The sequence below is a fragment of the Asanoa ferruginea genome (assembly GCF_003387075.1).
In the GTDB taxonomy this organism is placed as follows: Bacteria; Actinomycetota; Actinomycetes; order Mycobacteriales; family Micromonosporaceae; genus Asanoa; species Asanoa ferruginea.
In genome coordinates this window covers 3,828,565-3,846,846 of record NZ_QUMQ01000001.1, presented here as the reverse complement: position 1 = coordinate 3,846,846, position 18,282 = coordinate 3,828,565, and the positions used below count along the sequence as shown (strand labels likewise).

The following is an 18,282-nucleotide window of genomic DNA, read 5'->3' as shown; positions in this document are numbered from 1 at the left end:
TGCACCCCTGTAGGAAGCGCCCGCCGGGTTGGGCGCTTCCTACAGGGGTGCAGAGCAAAGCTGGTTTCACGAACCGGGTCCGGGCCGGGGCTTACGTGCGTAACGTCCGGAACACCAGGTTTGTCCCGGGAGCGCGGAGGTTCGCGGTGCGCGACATCGTCGAAACGATCATGGCCGCCGAAGGGTCCACTTCGCCTGATCTGTCGGCGCTCGGGCGCATACCCGTGCCGCCTACCTACCGCGGTGTCGTGGTTCGGGCCGACGAGACCGGGATGTTCGAGGGGCTGGCGACCAGCGACAAGGACCCGCGCAAGTCGCTGCACATCCAGGACGTGCCGACACCCGAGTTGGCGCCCGGTGAGGCCCTGGTCGCGGTCATGGCCAGCGCCATCAACTACAACACCGTGTGGACCAGCATCTTCGAACCCGTGCCGACGTTCGCGTTCCTGCGCCGTTACGGCAAGCTCTCCGCGATCACCAAGCGGCACGAGCTGCCCTACCAGGTGGTGGGTTCCGATGCTGCCGGCGTCGTGCTCCGGGTGGGTGCGGGCGTCTCGAAGTGGCGGCCCGGCGACGAGGTGGTCGCGCACTGCCTGTCGGTCGAGCTGGAGGAAGCCGAGGGGCACGACGACACCATGCTCGACCCGGAGCAGCGGATCTGGGGCTTCGAGACCAACTTCGGCGGCCTCGCCGAGCTGGCCGTGGTGAAGGCCAACCAGCTCATGCCCAAGCCGCGGCACCTCACCTGGGAGGAGGCGGCCTGCCCGGGGCTGGTCAACTCGACCGCTTACCGGCAGCTCGTCTCGCACCACGGCGCCGCGATGAAGCAGGGTGACGTGGTGCTCATCTGGGGCGCCTCCGGCGGGCTCGGTGGGTACGCCACCCAGTACGTCCTCAACGGCGGTGGCACGCCCGTCTGTGTGGTGTCCTCGCCGGAGAAGGCCGAGCTGTGCCGCCGGATGGGCGCCGAACTCGTCATCGACCGTGCCGCCGAGGGCTTCCGGTTCTGGTCCGACGAACACACCCAGAACCCGGGCGAGTGGAAGCGGCTGGGTGAGCTGATCCGGTCGCTGACGGGTGGGCGCGACCCCGACATCGTGTTCGAGCATCCGGGGCGAGAGACCTTCGGAGCCAGCGTGTACGTCGCTCGGCGCGGCGGGACGATCGTCACCTGCGCGTCGACGAGTGGTTTTCAGCACGAGTTCGACAACCGCTATCTGTGGATGAACCTGAAGCGGATCATCGGCAGCCACTTCGCCAACTATCGCGAGGCGTGGGAAGCGAATCGACTCATCTCTTCGGCTCGAATCCACCCCACCCTCTCCCGCGTCTATCCGCTGGAGCAGACCGGGCAGGCGACCCTCGACGTACAACGCAACAGGCACCAGGGAAAGGTCGGCGTCCGCTGCCTCGCACCGGCCGAAGGGCTGGGCGTTCGTGATCCTGAGCTGCGCGCACGGCACGAAGATGCGATCAACCGGTTCCGGGGGGAATAGCCGACTCGCCGTTTGTCCACGATCGGCGGAATTTCCTATGTCGACGGCCAACACTGGTAAGATGACCATGCTTTGTCGGGCGACAACGGCCGCACCACCCTTGCGCTGCCCCTGGGTAGGTCTGCCAGGATGTCCCAATGCCCCAGCAGCAGTCCTCCCTTGGCTTCTTCGAGAACGCTAACTCGACGGAAGAGTTCACCGTCGCTCTGCGCGGCTACGACCGCAGGCAGGTCGACGACACCCTCGCGCGTCTTCAGAACCGCCTCGCCGCCGCCGAGAAGGAGCGCGCCGACGCGGAGCAGAAGACCAATGACGCGCAGCGCCGCCTGCGCCAGGCCGAGCAGCGGCTCGGCGCACTCGAGCAGAAGCTGAACGACACCAACAAGCAGCTCGAGGAGAACAACCGGCCCACGCTCTCCGGTCTGGGCACCCGGGTCGAGCAGATCCTGCGCCTCGCCGAAGAGCAGGCCAACGACCACCGCGGCGAAGCCAAGCGCGAGTCCGAGGGCATCCTCTCCGCGGCCCGGCTCGAGGCCCGCGAGATCACCGACAAGGCCCGTGCCGAGGCCGCGGCCATGAAGGCCACCGCCGAGCGCGAGGCCGGCAGCCTGCGCACGGCCGCCGAGCGCGAGGCCGCCGAGGTCCGGGTTCAGGCCCGCCGCGAGGCCGACACGCTGCGTGCCGACGCCGACCGGGAGACCAAGCAGCTCCGCACGGTGACCGCCCACGAGGTCGCCGAGCTCAAGTCGACCGTGGAGCGTGAGGTCGCCACCCTGCGGGCCACCGCCGAGCGCGAGATCACCCAGCTCCGGGCCAAGGCCGGCCGCGAGGCCGAGGAGAAGCGCGCCGAGGCGACCAAGATGCTCTCCGACGCCCGCGACAAGCGCGACAAGGACCTGCAGGCCCTCGCGCTCGAGCTCGCCGAGCGCCGCGAGAAGTCGGAGCGCGAAGAGTCCGAGCGGCACGCCGCCCAGGTCGCGCAGACCCAGAAGCTGGTCGCCGAGGCCGAGGAGCGCGCCCGCGCCGCCGAAGACCGCGCCAAGGAGATCGAGCAGCGCGCCGAGGCGCGCCGGGTCGAGTCCGAGCGCACCGCGGCCGAGACGGTCGACCGGGCCCGCGCCGCGGCCGACAAGAACCTCAAGGAAGCCCAGTCCGAGGCGCACCGCCACCTCACCGAGGCGCGCAACGAGGCCGAGATCACGACCAACACCGCCCGGCGCGAGGTCGAAGACCTCACCCGCCAGAAAGACGCGGTCACGGCGCAGCTCGGCCAGATGCTCTCGGGTCTCGCCGGCATCGTCCCCTCGGTGACGGCACCGAAGCAGGAGGCCAAGAAGGACAAGGACGCCGACGACAAGTCAGCGGCCAACGCCTGAGGCGGCCGCCGGCTGGGGCTAACGGCACGCAGTGTCAGGCCGCATCGCGATCTCGCGGTGCGGCCTGACGCCGTGTGAGGCGTCGTCTAATATTGGTCGAAACGGGGCGTCGGTGTGAGGATGTGACCATGTCCAATGGCGCGGAACTGTTCGCTATGGGCGACGTCTCCTCTCCTCATTTCGAGTCCGCGCTCCGCGGCTACGACCGTCGCCAGGTCGAGCGCTATGTCGCGCAGGCCGAGCAGGAGATCGCCGCGCTGCTGACCGAGCGCGAAGACCGCTTCGCCCAGATCCACACGCTTTCCGCGCAGGTCGAGCAGCTCCAGGTCGAGCTGGCCGCGGTGCGCCGCGAGTCGGCGACGATCGACGTCGTGCGGTTCCGCCACCTCGGCCCGCGGGTCGAGCAGATCCTCGCGCTCGCCGAGGAGCAGGCCGACGAGATCCGCGCCGACGCGCACCGCTCGGTGCAGACCCAGCGCGACGAGGCCGACAACCTGATCGACGAGGCACGCGGGCACGCTGCCGCGGCGATCCGCGACTTCGAGCTCGCCCTCACCGCGCGCCGCGCCGAAGAGGAGAAGGTCGACGCCGGCCGCCGGGCCGAGGTCGAGGCGCAGCTCGCGGCCACTCACGCCGAGATCCACCGGTTGCACGGCGAGGCCGGCCAGATCCTGGCCACCGCCCGCCGCGAGGCCGACACCAACCGCGCCGAGGTCGATCGCGACCTCGCCGGGCAGCGCGCCGCCGCCGAACGCGAGGTCGCCGCCCTGCGCGCCGAGACCGAGCGGCTCACCACCGAGCAGCGCACCGCGGTCGAGCGCGAGACGGCCGAGCAGCGGGCGGCGCTGGAGCGCCAGGGCGCCGAGCAGCGGGCCGCGCTCGAGCAGTCGAAGACGACCGGGCAGGCCGCGATCGACCAGGAGCTCGCCGACCGGCGGGCCAACCTGGAGCGGGAGATCCGCGAGCGGCAGACCAGCGCCGAGCAGGACTACACGACCCGCAGCGCGACCGCCGAGCGTGAGCTGACCCAGTGGCGCACCGGCGTCGAGCAGCAGGTGACCGCCGAGCGGGTGGAGGCCGAGCGCTACGCGGTCGAGCTGCGCCGGCAGGCCGAGGAGCACGCGGCCGCGATCGGCCGGCAGCAAGACGAGGAGACCGCCCGGCTGGCCGAGATCCAGCAGGAGACCGAGCTGGCCCGCAAGCAGCTCGCCGAGGTCCAGGCCGAGCTGGCCGCGGCACAGCAGTCGCTGGCCGAGCAGCAGCCGGCCGAAGAACAGCCGGCCGAAGCGCAGCCGGCCGAAGCACAGCCGGCCGAAGCACAGCCGGAGGCTGACTCACCCAACGGCAAGAGCAACGGCGCCGCGCTCAGCGCGACCGTCGATGCCGGCGAGCGGAAGAGCCGTACCCTCGCCGCCGACTAATCGGCCACGATCACGACAGCTCGTGTCCACTTCGGGTCCCTAACATGCCGGTTGTCCATGGACAACCATGCATGGAGGAACCGACAATGCGGGTCAGTAGGACCAGGCTGGCGTTCGCGATGGTCATCGCGAGCGTCCTGTCGACGGCGGTAACCGCCCCGGCCCACGCGGCCGAACCGCCCCAGTTCACCGTTGTCAACGGCGCCCTGCGCACGGCGACCGGCATGCCCAAGCCGGCATCCGGGGTGCACGCCTCGCTGTGGGGCAACACGAGCTACGCCACCACGATGATCACCGGCTCCGGCCGGGTGCAGATCGGCGCGATCGGCGACAACTGCCAGGGCTGGCCGACGGTGCAGGTCACCGTCGACGGCACGGTGGTCGGCAGCACGACGATCGTCAGCGCGACGCAGTACGGCACCTATCCGGTCGGGCCGGCGTTGGCGGCCGGCACACACGCGGTGAAAATCCAGTTCGTCAACGACTTCAGCTCGTCGGCGTGTGACCGCAACGTGCACATCTCGTACGCCAAAATGGAAAATGTCGTCACTGACACGAAGTTCACCTTCGCCGTCATGCCCGACACCCAGCAGGAGGTGTTGAACGCCTCCGACACTCGGTTCCTCAACCGCACCAACTGGCTGGTCAACAACCGCTCGGCGCTCGACCTGCGGTTCGTCGCCTCGTCCGGCGACGTGGTCAACTGGGACACGCCCGATCACTCGCAGTATGTGGTCGCCCGCAACGCGATGCGCCCGGTGGAGACCGCGGGCATCCCCTACTCCCTCGCGATCGGCAACCACGACACCCAGGCGACCGGCGTCGGCGGTTCGGCCCGCGACCCGGCGCACACGCGCGAGCTGGTCCGCGACACCACCGTCTTCAACAGCTACTTCACCGCGGGCCAGTATCGCGCGGTCAGCGGCCAGTTCGAGGCCGGCAAGGTCGACAACAACTACTCGACCTTCTCGGCCGGCGGCGCGCAGTGGCTGGTGCTGACGCTCGAGCTGTGGCCGCGGGTCGAGGCGGTCAACTGGGCCAAGAACGTCGTGGCCGCCAACCCGCACAGCAACGTCATCGTCGTCACGCACGACTTTATCGACGGCAACGGCAACATCGAGCAGAGCGCGTCATACGGCGCGACCAGCCCGCAGTATCTCTTCGACAACCTGATCAAGCAGTACGCCAACATCCGGTTCGTGTTCTCCGGTCACGTCGGCGTCGCCGGCAGCCGGGTCGACACCGGGGTGCACGGCAACAAGATCTACTCGTTCCTACAGACGTTCCACTCGAACACCACCAACCCGGTGCGCCTGGTCGAGATCGACACGGCCGCCGAGTCGCTGCACACCTGGATCTACGGGCCATTCAACAACCAGACCTTCACCGAGTACGACAGGACGATCTCGGGTATCGGCGTCGTACGCTGATCGCTCGAGCCTGAGCCGGTGCGGCGGTCGCACGACCGTCGCACCGGTCTTGTAACGTGCCGGGCCTGGCGGGTGGAAAGGGGTGCCAGGTGAGCAGCGTCGATGATCCGACTCCGACGACCGACGAACCCGACGGCCTGGTGGCCGAGGCAGAGCCGGTCCCGAAGCCGCGCACGGCCGAAGACGACGAGTCGCCCTTCGGCCAGCCGGGCCGGCCGTTCCGGCGCAGCCCGTTCCTGCTGGGTTTGTTCGGCGGGCTCGGGCTGGTCCTGGCCTACGCGAGCTATCTGGCCGTCCGCAACGCCTTCAGCATCCTGATCCTGATCTTCATCGCGCTGTTCCTGGCCATCGGCCTCAACCCGGCGGTGGTCCGGCTGCGCAAGTGGGGCGTCCCGCGCGGCGGCGCGGTGACCATCGTCGCGCTCGCGCTGGTGCTCGTGCTGGGCGGCGCGATCGGCGCGCTGGTGCCCCCGCTGGTCACGCAGGTGGGCGACTTCATCGCGGCGGCGCCCGGCTACATCGAGACGCTGCAACGCAACGCCACCATCAACGACCTGGTCGGCCAGTTCGACCTGGTCGAGCGGGCCAAGTCGCTGGCCAGCCCGGAGACCTTCAGCCGGGCGCTGGGCGGCGTCTTCGGCGGTGCCAAGCTGATCTTCGGCACCCTGTTCCAGGTGCTCACCGTGCTGGTGCTGACCATCTATTTCATGGCGTCGTTCGACAAGATGAAGAGCGCCGCCTACGCACTCGTGCCACGGTCCCGCCGTGGCCGGGTCCAGCTGCTTACCGACGAGATCCTCGCCAAGGTCGGCGCCTACATCGTCGGCGCCCTGGCGATCGCGGTCCTGGCCGGCATCAGCGCCTTCGTGTTCGCGATGATCGTCGGCCTGGCCTACCCGTTCGCGCTCGCCGTGGTGGTCGCGGTCTGTGACCTGATCCCGCAGATCGGCGCGACCATCGGCGCGGTGATCGTCACGGTTGTCGCGTTCGCCGACTCGCTGACGATCGGCATCGCGGCCGCGGTGTTCTTCCTCGTCTACCAGCAGGTGGAGAACTACCTGATCTACCCGAAGGTGATGCGCAAGTCGGTGAAGGTCAGCGACGTGGCCGCGATCGTGGCGGCGCTGGTCGGCGTCGGCCTGTTCGGCGTGCTCGGCGCGCTGGTCGCGATCCCGGCGGTGGCGGCCGTCCAGCTCATCGTCCGCGAAGTGGTAATGCCCAGGCAGGAAGCCCGCTAGTTATCCACAACGGAGCCGCGCTGGGGTTGTGACCTCGCGACCGCGCCTTGTAACGTCGGGACGTTCGCAGCCCGGCGGCGCCGTCATCGGTGCCGTGCCGCGCGACATCTGGGGGAATCGTGTCCAACACCGCCGTCGGCGTCGCGCGGGTGCGTGGCCCGGAAGACCCCCCGCCCAGGCCGTCCTGGCGCAAGCGCTGGCGCCTCCCGATCGCGATCGCCCTCGGCGTGCTGTCCGTCCTGCTGATCGGTGCTCTGGTGGCCACCTGGGTCCTGCCGTCCGACGAGACAGTGGCACCGGCCACCGGTGCCAGCGCCGCCGGGGCGTCGCCCGGCGCGTTGGTCGACGCCAACGGCGCGATCCCGACGGCCTGGCCCGACGCCGGCAACACGGGTGTGCCCAAGGGCACCGCGCTGACCAAGGCCGAGAGCCTCGACCTGGTCACCGACGGCGAGGTGGTGACCGGCCTCGACATCGAGGGCTGCGTCGACGTGCACGCCCGCAACGTGACGATCCGCCAGTCGCGCATCACCTGCGACCGCAAGACCTGGGCGATCCGCACCTTCGACACCACGGAAAACCTGGTCGTCGAAGATGTCGAGATCGACGGCAGCGGCGTCAACTCGACGGCCGTCTGCTGCGACAACTACACGCTGCGCCGGGTCAACGTGCACAACGTCGTCGACGGACCGCGGCTGGGCAACAAGACGACCGTGGTCGACTCGTGGATCCACGACCTGGCCCGCCTCGACGACTCGCACAACGACGCGCTCCAGACGACCGGCGGCACCGCCATCGTGGTCAAGCACAACCGCCTGGAGCCCTACAACAAGGCGGCCAACGACCCGCTCAACGCCTGCATCATGCTCGGCTCGACCACGTCTCCGGTGGTGCGCGACCTGGTCGTCGAAGACAACTATTGCAACGGCGGCAACTATTCGGTCGGCATCCGCGACGACCTGAAGGCCCAGGCGGTCACGTTCCGCCGCAACGTCTTCGGCCGCGACTTCCGCTACGGCGTGGTCGCACACCCCGACCTGCCGGGCATCTCCTGGGCCGACACCAACGTCTACGCCGACGACAAACGGCCCGTCACCGACCGCTGACGCTCACACCGCCAGCGCCGCCCGCACCGACGCCTCCGCTTCCTGGCCGCCCGCACCCTGCGAGGTGACCCGGCCCGACTCCAGCACGTAATAGCGGTCGGCGGCCCGCACGGCGAAGCCCACGTGCTGCTCGACCAGCAGGAACGAGATGCCGTTGGCCCGGCTGATCTCCAGGATCGCCCGCTCGATCTCGGCCACCACCGACGGCTGGATGCCCTCGGTCGGTTCGTCGAGCAGCAACAGCCGCGGCCCGGTGACGAGTGCGCGGGCGATCGCGAGTTGCTGGCGCTGCCCGCCGGAGAGCAGGCCGGCCCGCCGCGACATCAGCGGGCCCAGCGCCGGAAACAGGTCGACGGCGTCGGCCATCGCCGACAGCCCGCCACGCCGGGTGTCGGCGACCAGCCGCAGATTCTCCGCCGTCGTCAGGTGCGGGAAGCACTGCTGGCCCTGCGGCACGTAGCCCATCCCCCGGGCCACCCGCTCGTGCGGCGCCAGCCGGGTGACGTCGGCGCCGGCGAACGTGACCGTGCCGTGCCGCGGGCGCAGCAGGCCGATCGCGGTGCGCAGCAGGGTGCTCTTGCCCGCGCCGTTGTGCCCCATCAGCGCCGAGATCCGGCCGTCGGGGACCGCGACGGACACTCCATGCAGGACAGAGGTACGCCCGTACCCCGAGGAGACGTCGGCGATCTCCAGCATCATCCGGCACCTCCGGCCGTCGCCGTGACCGGCGAGCTGCCCAGGTAGACCTCCTGCACGCGGGGATCCGCCTGCACCTGCGCCACCGTCCCCTCGCTCAGCACCCGGCCCGCGTGCAGCACCGTGACCGTGCGGGCGAAGCTGCGCATGAAGTCCATGTCGTGCTCGATGACCACGACAGTGCGGTCGGCGCTGATCGACGCCAGCAGCGCACCGGTCGCGTCCCGTTCCTCGTGGCTCATCCCGGCCACCGGCTCGTCGAGCAGGAGCAGGTCGACGTTTTGGACGAGCAGCATGCCGATCTCCAGCCACTGCTTGTGGCCGTGTGCGAGGGTGCCGGCCAGCGCGTCCCGGCGGCCGGTCAGCCCGACCGTCTCGAGTGCCCGCTCGACCGCTTCCGGCACGACCCGCCGGCGGCGCAGCACCGTCCACGCGCCGCGTCCGGCTCCCGCCGCGATGTCGAGGTTCTGAAGCACCGACAGGTTCTCGAACACCGACGACGTCTGGAAGGTGCGGCCGACTCCCAACCGCGCGATCCGGTGCACCGGCCGACCGAGCAGCTCGTGGCCGGCGAAGGTGACCGAACCGGTCGCCCTGACCAACCCGGTGACGGCGTCGACCAGGGTGGTCTTGCCCGCGCCGTTGGGCCCGATCAGAAACCTGATGTCGCCCGGCGCCACGGTCAGGTCGACCCCGTCGACGGCCACGAACCCGTCGAAGCTCACCCGCAGCCCACGGATCTCCAGCCCGGTCACGTGGTGACCTCCTCTCCCCGGTCGCGGCGCCAGCGCCGGGCCAGGGCCGGCAGCGATGCCAGCCCGCCCGGCAGGAACGCGACGACGACCACGAACAACAGCCCTTGCAGGTAGGTCCACGCCGCCGGGAACTCCTCGGACAGGCTGGTCCGGGCCCAGGCCACCGCGACCGCGCCGAGGACCGGCCCGAGCAGCACCGCCCGGCCACCGACGGCGACACCGACCACGAACTCGATCGACGGCACGACGCCGATCAGGGCCGGGTTGATGATGCCGACGGCCGGCACGAACAGCGCACCGGCGAGGCCGGCCATGCCGGCGGCCACCACATAAGCGACGAGCTTGACGTTCGCCGGGTTGTGGCCCAGGAACCGCACCCGCTCCTCGCCGTCGCGCACCGCGACCAGCAGCTCGCCGTATCGGCTGCGCATCAGCTGCCGCGCCAGGGCGAGCAGCAGGAGCAGGCCGGCGGCGACGATGAAATAGACCATCCGCTGGTTGACCGGGTCGTCCAGGTCGTACCCGAAGAAGCCCTGGAAGTCGGTCAGGCCGTTGGTGCCGCCGGTGGTGCCCTGCTGGCCGATCAGGAAGATCACCAGCGCGGCGGCCAGTGCCTGGCTGAGGATCGCGAAGTAGGCGCCGCGGACCCGGCGGCGGAACACCAGCGAGCCGAGCAGGAACGCGATCAGCATCGGCAGCAGCACGGTCGCCGGCAGCGCGAACCAGGGGTTCGCGAACGGTCGCCACCACCACGGCAACGCGTCGAGCTGGCCGTAGAGCTGCATGAAGTCGGGCATCTGGCCCGGCCCGGCGTCGGCGAGCTTCATATGCATCGCCATGGCATAGCCGCCGAGGCCGAAGAAGACGCCCTGGCCGAGGGTGAGCAGGCCGCCGCGACCCCACGCGAGGCCGATGCCCACGGCGACCATCGCGACGCAGAGGTATTTGGCGAGCAGGCTCAACCGGAAGTCGGACAGGACCGCCGGCGCGAGCGCGAACAGCAGCAGTGCGCCGGCCGCGAAGCCGATCGCGGCCCGGACCGGCGCGCTGAGCTCCCGCCGCCGCGGTGGCGCGGGCGGCAGTGTCGCGGTGGTCGGCCGGTCGGCGGTCGCGGTCATGCCAGGCTCCGGGTGCGCAGCGTGAACAGGCCCTGCGGACGCCACTGGAGGAACGCGACGATCGCCACGAAGACGATCACCTTGGCGACGCTGAGCGTGGTGGTGTATTCCACAAGGGACTGGAGAGTGCCGAGCACGAAGGCGACGATGACACTGCCCTTGAGCTGACCGATGCCGCCGACGACGACCACCAGGAACGCGTCGATGATGACGTTGGTGCCCATCGTCGGGCCGATCGGGCCGAGCAGGGTCAGCGCCACCCCGGCGACGCCGGCCAGGCCCGACCCGATGAAGAAGGTGAGCCGGTCGACCCGCGCCGTCGGGATGCCGGACACCGCGGCGAGGTCGCGGTTCTGCACCACCGCGCGGATCCGCCGGCCCAGCGGGGTGAGCCGCAGCACCAGCGTCAGCACCACCACCGCGAGGATGGCCAGACCCAGGATGAACAGCCGGTTGGTCGACAGCGCGAGGTCACCGAACACCGGGATGTTGCCGGTGAGCCAGTCCGGCGCCCGGGTCTGCACGTTGGGCGCGCCGAAGATGTCGCGGGCCAACTGCTGGAGGATCAGCGCCACGCCCCAGGTCACCAGCAGGGTGTCCAGCGGGCGGGCGTAGAGGCGGCGGATCAGCAGGTATTCCAGGGCCGCACCCATCGCGCCGGCGACCAGGAACGCCACCGGCAGGGCGACCAGCAGCGACAGCCCAGCGCTGGCGAGCCCGCCCTGTAGGACGTAGACCGTGTAGGCACCGGCCATGATGAACTCGCCGTGCGCCATGTTGATGACGCCCATCTGGCCGAACGTCAGCGACAGGCCCAGCGCGATCAGCAGCAACACCGCCCCGATGCTGACGCCGGTGAAGAGTTGACTGACGATGACGGTCATCAGGACAGGCCCGTCGCCCACGGGTAGCCCTTGAGGTAGGGGTCCGGCTTGAGCGGCGAGCCGGAGTTCCACACCTCGGTGATCAGGCCGTCGGCGCCGACCTTGCCGATCCGCGCGGTCTTGTAGATGTGCTGGGTCGGCCCGTCCACCTTCACCGATCCCTCGGGCGCGTCGTAGGTGACCCCGTCGGCGGCGGCCTTGACCTTCTCGACCTCGAACGAGCCGGCCTTCTCGACCATCGCCTTCCACAGATAGACCGATACGTACGCGGCCTCCATGGGGTCGCTGGTCGGCTTGTCGGCGCCGTACTTCGCCTTGTAGGCGGCGACGAACTTCTGGTTGGCCGCGCCGGGAGTGGTCTGGTAGTAGTTCCACGCGGTCAGTTGGTCGGCGAGATACTGCGTGCCGATGCTCTTGACCTCTTCCTCGGCGATCGACACGGAGACCACCGGCATGCCGGCCGCGGTCAGCCCGGCCGACTTGTATTCCTTGAAGAAGGCCACGTTGCTGTCGCCGTTGAGCGTGTTGAAGACGGCGGCGGCCTTGGACGCCTTGACCTTGTTGACGATCGTGCCGAACTCGGTGGAGCCCAGCGGCGCGTAGTCCTCACCGAGCACGGTCATCCCGTTCGCTTCGGCGTACGCCTTGATGATCTTGTTGGCGGTCCGCGGGAAGACGTAGTCGCTGCCCACCAGGTAGACCGTCGACTTGCCCTGCGACTTGAGATAGTCGAGCCCCGGCACGATCTGCTGGTTGGTCGTCGCCCCGGTGTAGAAGATGTAGGGCGACTGCTCGAGCCCCTCATACTGCACGGGGTAGAACAGCAGCGACTTGTTCTCCTCGAACACCGGCTTGACCGCCTTGCGGCTGGCCGAGGTCCAGCAGCCGAACACGGCGGCGACGCCGTTCTCCTTGATGAGCTTCTCGGCCTTCTCGGCGAAGGTCGGCCAGTCCGACGCTCCGTCCTCGCTGATGGGCTCGATCTTCTTCTTCAGCACCCCACCGGCCGCGTTGATCTCGTCGACAGCGAGCAGGATGGCGTCGCGGACGGTGACCTCGCTGATCGCCATGGTGCCGGACAGCGAGTTGAGCAGGCCTACCTTGACGGTGTCGCCGGAGGTGTCCACGCTGGCCCCAGCGGTTGACTCATTCTGGCCGGTCTTGCTGCCACAGCCGGCCAGAGCCAGCGTCGCGGTGAGGAACACTGCCAACGCGCCGGACGTACGCCGGCGCCCATGATCAGCAAGCATCGATCCTCCATGCGTCAACGGGAATCAATATCGTCGGGCCTGGCCGTTGCCCAGCCGTTTCCCCGTCGTTGACCGACCGTTTCCGGCAGATCGACGCTCGGTTAGCAACGCACGCTCCCTTGTCGACTCCCCGCGCTCGTGGTTAGGTAAGGCTCACCAAACCTTGAGGAGCGACCATGACGTCCGGCTGCCTCGAAGAGGAACTCCCGGGCCTGGGCACCCTTCGCCTACACCGCCTGGACCCGGTGGCCGACCTGGACCTGATCTACGGATGGGTCACCGAACCCCGGGCGTTCTTCTGGGGCATGACCGCACACTCCCCCGGCCTCGTCCAGGAGATCTACGAGTTCCTCGACGGCCTCGACACCCACCACGCCTACCTGATGCGGCTCGGCGACACCCCGGTCGGCATCTTCCAGACCTACGAGCCGGCGGCCGACCCGATCGGCGAGCACTACCCGGTCCGCGAGGGCGACTTCGGCATCCACCTGTTCCTCGCCCCGGCTGACCCACCGATCCCCGGGTTCACGGCCGCGGTCGCGGGCGCCCTGCTGCGCTTCGCCTTCGCGCGGCCCGGGGTGCGGCGGATCCTGGTCGAACCCGACGCGCGCAACGACCGTGCCCTGACCCGCTGGCGCCGCCTGGGCTTCGTCTTCGGCGACCAGGTGCGGACCCCGGAGAAGACCGCGCAGCTCGCTTTCCTCGAACGGGAGCGGTGAGGGGCTAAGCCGCGTGCCGGCCGGTGTGTGGGTGGCTCAGCGGGATCCAGTCGAGGCGGGCGCCGAGCTTCTTGCGGACCAGCAGACGGAGGCGGCGGTCGGTCAACCAGAGCACCACGCCGGACAGGGCTGCGGCGACCGCGCCGTAGGCGACCAGCGCCAGCAACGGTGGCCCGACCGAGATGGCCAGGGCGTCGAAGAGCAGCGGTGTCCCCGCCGCGACCAACCCGGCCAGGACCGACGGGATCGTCGGTGCCAGGAAGCGCGGGATCGAGCCGCCCACCGCGCGTTTGACGGTGACCCAGACCGAAGCCGCGTTCATCACGATCTGCATGCTGATGGCGGCCAGGGCGATGGCCGTTGCCTGGCGAGCCGCCGACGAGCCGTGCAGCAGCGTGCCGACCCCGGCGAACACCACGACGCCCAAAATGCCGCGGGTCCACAGGATCGCGGCCAGCTTGGCCGGCTGGCCGATGGCCTGTAGGGCCGGGCCGAGCAGCACGCCGTAGGCGTTGAGCGCGCCGTAGCCGCACAGCAGCGCCAGCGGCACCTCGGTGCCGGCCCACTGCGGGCCGAGGAAGTCGACCAGCGGGCCGGCCGCCGCGACCAGCACGCCGAGCAGCGGCAGGCCGGTCAGGGCGCCCAGGTGCTGGAGCGTGGTCAGATGCCGGATGAACGCGTCGCGGTCTTTCTGCAGCCGCGACAGCGACGGCAGCGCCACCTGTTGCAGCGAGCGCACCGTCACGTCGACCAGCATGTCGGGCAGGCGGGCCGCCAAGCGGTAGATGCCGGTCGCGATCGGGCCGAAGAACAGGCCGGTGAAGATGATGTCGGCCTTCGAGCTCAGCATCGAGCCCAGGCCGGCGTTGGCGGAATGGACCGAAAACTTCCACAGGTCGCGGATCGCGCCGAGCTGGAACCGGCGGGACGGGCGCCACGGGCAGACCGTCCAGAGCACCACCAGGCCGACGAACGCGTTCACCAGCGACTGCGCGACCAGCGCCCACACGCCGGCGCCCATCAGGGCCAGCACCACGCCGACCACACCGCTGACCACCGAGGCGCTCAGGGTGCGCAGCGCGACCGAACGGAACTGGAGGTCTCGCCGCAGCACCGCCTCCGGCACGATGGTCAGCGCCTGCATCAGCACCAGCGGCGACAGCGACAGGCAGACGACGGTGAGCTGTGGCTCCCGGTTGACCAGGGCCCAGACCGGGCTGAGCGCGGCCACGGCGCCGCACACGACGACACCCGAGATGACCATGACACCGAACGCGGCGTCGAGGTGCTCGGGCGTCAGCTTGTCGCGCTGCACGATCGCCGAGACCAGGCCCTGCTGGAGGATCGTCTGCGCGACCGTGATGAAGACCGTGGCCATCGCGACGACGCCGAACTCGCTCGGGCCGAGCAGCTTCGCCAGCACGAACGTGACCAGCACGGTGGCGCCGACCCGGCCAGCGGTGAGCACGTACGACCAACCGATCGCGCTGCCGACGCCGGGCTTCTTCGCGGCCGGCGCGGCGGTCGGCTCAGCGGGCGGTGCGGTTACCACCTACGCGCCGCTCTCGGTCAGCGTCGGCATCGGGCGGCCGGTCAGCCGCCGCCGCAACGCGCCGAGCCGCACCCGGCCGCGGCGCGCGAACCAGGTGCCGAGGAACGCGGCCGAGTTGGTGAGCCCGCCGGGGTGGCCGCGCAGCGCCCGCGCCGTCTGGCGGAGCATGTTGGTGCGCGGCGAGCGGGTCGCCTTCCCGTTGCCGGACGGCGCGAACCACGCGGTCGCCGACGCGGCGCTGTTGCCCGCCTGCCGGGTCGACGCGCCGTGCACCCGGCGCAGGAACAGCGGCTCCGGCACCTCGTGGATCTCGCCGATCGCCGCGACCTCCGCCATCAGCGTGTAGTCGGACGACAGGAACGGCCGGATCAGGCCCGTGCGGCGCAGCGCGTCGAGCCGGAACACGCCGAAATGGGCGTGGCACAGGCTGATGTTGTTGGCCAGCCCGGAAAGTCGCTTCCAGGCCCGCGCGTCCCGCAGGTCGAGCTTGTCGGCATACGCGCCGATCGGCGCGCCTTCCTCATCGATCAGAACCGTCTTCGGGTAGGCGAGCACCGCCCGCGGCCCAGCGGCGTCGAGCGCGGCGACACAGGCGGAAAGAAAACCCGGGCGGCAGATGTCGTCGTAGGCCGCCCACTTGAACAGTTCCCCCGACGCGAGCTCGACCACCTTGCCGAAGTTGGCGTGCCCCCCGAGGTTCTGCTCGTTGCGCCACAACCGGATCCGCGGCTCGGCCACCGCGTAGCGCTGGCAGATCTCCCAGGTCTCGTCGGTCGAGGCGTTGTCGCTGATGACGATCTCGAAGTCGCGGTAGTCCTGCGCCCGCAGCGCGTCGAGCGCCACCGGCAGGTAGCGGGCCGCGTTGTAGACCGGCACGCCGACCGTGAGCCGGGGCATCACGCCACCAGCAACTCGGCGTCGACGCCGAGGGCACGCAGGGATTCGCCGATCTCGCCGCGGTAGGCCGGGTTGGTGATGATGACGGTGCGGGTGCCCAGCCCGGCCAGCGTCGCCGGCGCGGTGACCTCGTGTCCCGTCACGGGCAGGAACCTACCCCACTTGCGTGCGTTGACGTCGACCACGGCCGCCAGCTTGCCGTCGGGGTCGGCGAGGTGCAGGAACTGCACGCCACGGGAGCCGGCGCCCCAGAGCACGGGGTGGTCGCCGGCGGCGATCCGGTCGGCGATCAGCGTGCGCCACTTGTCGCGCTCGGCGAAGTGCCGGGTGGCGAAGCCACGGATCGCTTCGAGCTGCCGGGACACCGCCTCGGCCCCGGGCAGCGGTGCGGTCGACGCGGGCGGCCCGGACACGTTGACCGAGAACTCCACGAACCGGAACATTCCCTGGAACAGCGGCCCGGTCTCTTCCACCCGCCAGCCGGCCCGCTCGACGATCCGGCGCAGCGAGTAGGCGTCGAAGTAGGAGACGTGCGGGTAGATGACCTCCCAGCCCGCGGTGGCCATGTCGTAACAGGCGTCCGGCACCTCGATGTATCCGCGCACCGGCCGGTCGCCGGCCAGCCGGCGCAGCGCCACCAGGAACTCGAACGGGTCGTCGATGTGCTCGAACCAGTGCCGCGACGTGACGAAGTCGAACTCCGGCGTCGTCTCGTCGAGCGGCGCGTGTCCACTATGGAACTCGGCGCCGGACGGGTCGGGTCCTTCGGCGCCGGCATACATGGCGTCGTAACCGATGCCGCGCGCGCCGGCGACGTGACACAGCTCACGGAGGAACTCGCCCTGCCCGCAACCGATGTCGAGCACGGTCGCGCCGCGCAGCGGGTAGCGGTCGACCAGGTGCTTGACCAGCTCGGCGGAGAACGACTGGAACGCCGGCGAGTGGTGCAGGTTGGTGTCCATCGTCGTGTCGTAGTGCAGCAGCGCCGGCTCGAACTCGACGTTGCGCACGTAGGCGCAGGACGGGCAGTAGGACAGCGCCATCCGGCCCAGCGGTGAGGCCAACGCCTCGTCGCGGCTGGCCCAGTGCACGCCGCAGAAGACCGGGATCGTGCCGAGGTCGGCGAACGGCACCAACTCGCCGTCGCCACAGGCGGCACAGCGGGTCACGACGTCCACCGGAGCTGCTCGTCGATCCGGCCGGCGGCCAGCAGCGCGCGGATCTTCTTGAGCCGCTGGTAGGCCTCGCCGGTGAACGCGTCGATGGTCAGGCCGTGCCGGCGGTATTCCTCGACCAGTTGCTCGACGCCCTTGCGCACCGTCCATGCTGGACGGAACCCGGGCACCTCGGCGGCGATCCGCTCGCAGCTCACCCGGTAGTTGCGGGAGTCGGCCGAAGCGCCGCCGGCGAACGTGACGGTCGAGCCGACGACCACGTCGCGGACGATCTCGGCCACGTCGCGGATGAGGTAGTTCTCACCGGTCTGCCCGATGTTGTAGGCCCGGTTGTGCACCACGTCACGCGGCGCCTCCAGCAGCGCCAGGAACGCCGCGGAGATGTCTTCCACGTGCACCAGCGGCCGCCAGGCGGTGCCGTCGGAGAGCAGCCGCACCTCGCCGGTGAGCAGCGCGTGCGCGGTCAGGTCGTTGACCACCAGGTCGCCGCGCAGGCGCGGGGAGAAACCGTAAGCCGTGGCGTTGCGCAGGTAGACCGGGGAGAAGTCGTCGTCGGCGAGCTCGGCCAGGCCCTGCTCGGAGAGGATCTTCGACTCGCCGTAGGGGGTCACCGGCGCGAAGCCGGCCTCCTCGTCGAGCGGCCGGTCGTCGAGGCCGGCGCCGTAGAGCGAGCACGACGACGAGAACAGGAACCGACCAACGCCCGCGGCCTTGGCGGCCTTGGCCAGCCGGACGGTCGACCGGTGGTTGATGTCATAGGTCAGATCGGGGTTGAGGTTGCCGATCGGGTCGTTGCACAGCGCGGCTAGGTGCAACACCGCGTCGTAGCCCCGCAGGTGGTCGGGCTCGACGTCGCGCAGGTCGACCCGCAGGGCCGGCACGGCGGGCGGCGGCGGGCCGAGCACGCCGTCGGCGTAGAGGCTGATGTCGAGGCCGGTGACGTCGTGCCCCGCGGCCCGCAGCAGCGGCACCAGCACGCTGCCGATGTATCCGTCATGGCCGGTCACGAGTGTGCGCATGGTGAAGCTCCGCAGCGTTGTCCGGGGTGAGAATCGCGAGTCTACGGAGGGCTCGGCGGGACGGTCCGGACTAGTGTCGGACTTCTTACTCCACGCCCCATGGCCATGGGCCACCTGGCTAGCGTCTCGACCGGGCGCGGGCCGGGGCCG

General features: G+C 70.1%; 16 protein-coding genes. 7 read left to right on the top strand and 9 right to left on the bottom strand.

The annotated features are described in order from the left end of the window. Nucleotides 1-146 precede the first annotated feature (146 nt). The 6 genes from ccrA (at nt 147) to DFJ67_RS18035 (ending at nt 8,067) form a co-directional block, all read left to right on the top strand. Nucleotides 147-1,496, top strand: coding sequence for a crotonyl-CoA carboxylase/reductase (gene ccrA / locus DFJ67_RS18060; protein ID WP_116069058.1), 1,350 nt, complete (start codon nt 147-149; stop codon nt 1,494-1,496). 137 nt (nt 1,497-1,633) lie between these two features. After that, nucleotides 1,634-2,872, top strand: a complete 1,239-nt coding sequence (locus DFJ67_RS18055) for a coiled-coil domain-containing protein (RefSeq protein ID WP_116069057.1) — start codon at nt 1,634-1,636, stop codon at nt 2,870-2,872. Nucleotides 2,873-3,000: 128 nt separating this feature from the next. Further along, nucleotides 3,001-4,293: a coiled-coil domain-containing protein gene (locus DFJ67_RS18050; RefSeq protein WP_116069056.1), complete on the top strand. Its 1,293-nt coding sequence runs from the start codon at nt 3,001-3,003 to the stop codon at nt 4,291-4,293. Between the two features lie 71 nt (nt 4,294-4,364). Then, nucleotides 4,365-5,723, top strand: a complete 1,359-nt coding sequence (locus DFJ67_RS18045; RefSeq protein ID WP_239097205.1) for a carbohydrate-binding domain-containing protein — start codon at nt 4,365-4,367, stop codon at nt 5,721-5,723. 89 nt (nt 5,724-5,812) lie between these two features. Further along, the gene (locus DFJ67_RS18040; RefSeq protein WP_409362919.1) at nt 5,813-6,961 is read left to right on the top strand and encodes an AI-2E family transporter; all 1,149 of its coding nucleotides are present in this window, start codon (nt 5,813-5,815) and stop codon (nt 6,959-6,961) included. Between the two features lie 119 nt (nt 6,962-7,080). After that, nucleotides 7,081-8,067, top strand: a complete 987-nt coding sequence (locus DFJ67_RS18035; RefSeq protein WP_116069053.1) for a hypothetical protein — start codon at nt 7,081-7,083, stop codon at nt 8,065-8,067. A gap of 3 nt (nt 8,068-8,070) precedes the next feature. On the opposite strand, the gene urtE is transcribed toward DFJ67_RS18035, so the two are convergent. From urtE to urtA, 5 genes are read right to left on the bottom strand one after another with little or no spacing between them, the layout of a single operon-like run. Next, the gene (gene urtE / locus DFJ67_RS18030) at nt 8,071-8,766 is read right to left on the bottom strand and encodes an urea ABC transporter ATP-binding subunit UrtE (protein ID WP_239097204.1); all 696 of its coding nucleotides are present in this window, start codon (nt 8,764-8,766) and stop codon (nt 8,071-8,073) included. Then, complete coding sequence (gene urtD / locus DFJ67_RS18025; protein WP_116069052.1) at nt 8,763-9,518, bottom strand: urea ABC transporter ATP-binding protein UrtD; 756 nt, start codon at nt 9,516-9,518, stop codon at nt 8,763-8,765. The genes urtE and urtD overlap by 4 nt, the downstream gene beginning before the upstream one ends. Further along, a complete protein-coding gene (gene urtC, locus DFJ67_RS18020) occupies nt 9,515-10,636 on the bottom strand; it encodes an urea ABC transporter permease subunit UrtC (protein ID WP_116069051.1) in 1,122 nt (373 codons plus the stop codon). Before urtC ends, urtD begins: the two co-directional genes overlap by 4 nt. Further along, nucleotides 10,633-11,520 (bottom strand): urea ABC transporter permease subunit UrtB, encoded by an 888-nt coding sequence (gene urtB, locus DFJ67_RS18015; protein ID WP_116076347.1) that lies wholly within the window; start codon nt 11,518-11,520, stop codon nt 10,633-10,635. Before urtB ends, urtC begins: the two co-directional genes overlap by 4 nt. Then, nucleotides 11,520-12,770, bottom strand: a complete 1,251-nt coding sequence (gene urtA / locus DFJ67_RS18010; RefSeq protein ID WP_116069050.1) for an urea ABC transporter substrate-binding protein — start codon at nt 12,768-12,770, stop codon at nt 11,520-11,522. Before urtA ends, urtB begins: the two co-directional genes overlap by 1 nt. Before the next feature lie 176 nt (nt 12,771-12,946). Here urtA and DFJ67_RS18005 point away from each other — a divergent pair, with 176 nt between their 5' ends. Next, nucleotides 12,947-13,489 carry a GNAT family N-acetyltransferase gene (locus DFJ67_RS18005; protein WP_116069049.1) on the top strand — a complete coding sequence of 181 codons (543 nt, stop codon included), beginning with the start codon at nt 12,947-12,949 and terminating at the stop codon, nt 13,487-13,489. Nucleotides 13,490-13,493: 4 nt separating this feature from the next. Here DFJ67_RS18005 and DFJ67_RS18000 read toward each other — a convergent pair whose 3' ends face one another. From DFJ67_RS18000 to DFJ67_RS17985, 4 genes are read right to left on the bottom strand one after another with little or no spacing between them, the layout of a single operon-like run. Continuing rightward, on the bottom strand, nt 13,494-15,041 hold the full coding sequence (locus DFJ67_RS18000) for a lipopolysaccharide biosynthesis protein (RefSeq protein WP_116069048.1): 1,548 nt from the start codon (nt 15,039-15,041) through the stop codon (nt 13,494-13,496). Next, nucleotides 15,042-15,938, bottom strand: coding sequence for a glycosyltransferase family 2 protein (locus DFJ67_RS17995; protein WP_116069047.1), 897 nt, complete (start codon nt 15,936-15,938; stop codon nt 15,042-15,044). Continuing rightward, nucleotides 15,938-17,116: a class I SAM-dependent methyltransferase gene (locus DFJ67_RS17990; protein ID WP_116069046.1), complete on the bottom strand. Its 1,179-nt coding sequence runs from the start codon at nt 17,114-17,116 to the stop codon at nt 15,938-15,940. The genes DFJ67_RS17995 and DFJ67_RS17990 overlap by 1 nt, the downstream gene beginning before the upstream one ends. Beyond that, complete coding sequence (locus DFJ67_RS17985) at nt 17,104-18,132, bottom strand: NAD-dependent epimerase/dehydratase family protein (RefSeq protein WP_116069045.1); 1,029 nt, start codon at nt 18,130-18,132, stop codon at nt 17,104-17,106. The genes DFJ67_RS17990 and DFJ67_RS17985 overlap by 13 nt, the downstream gene beginning before the upstream one ends. Nucleotides 18,133-18,282 lie beyond the last annotated feature (150 nt).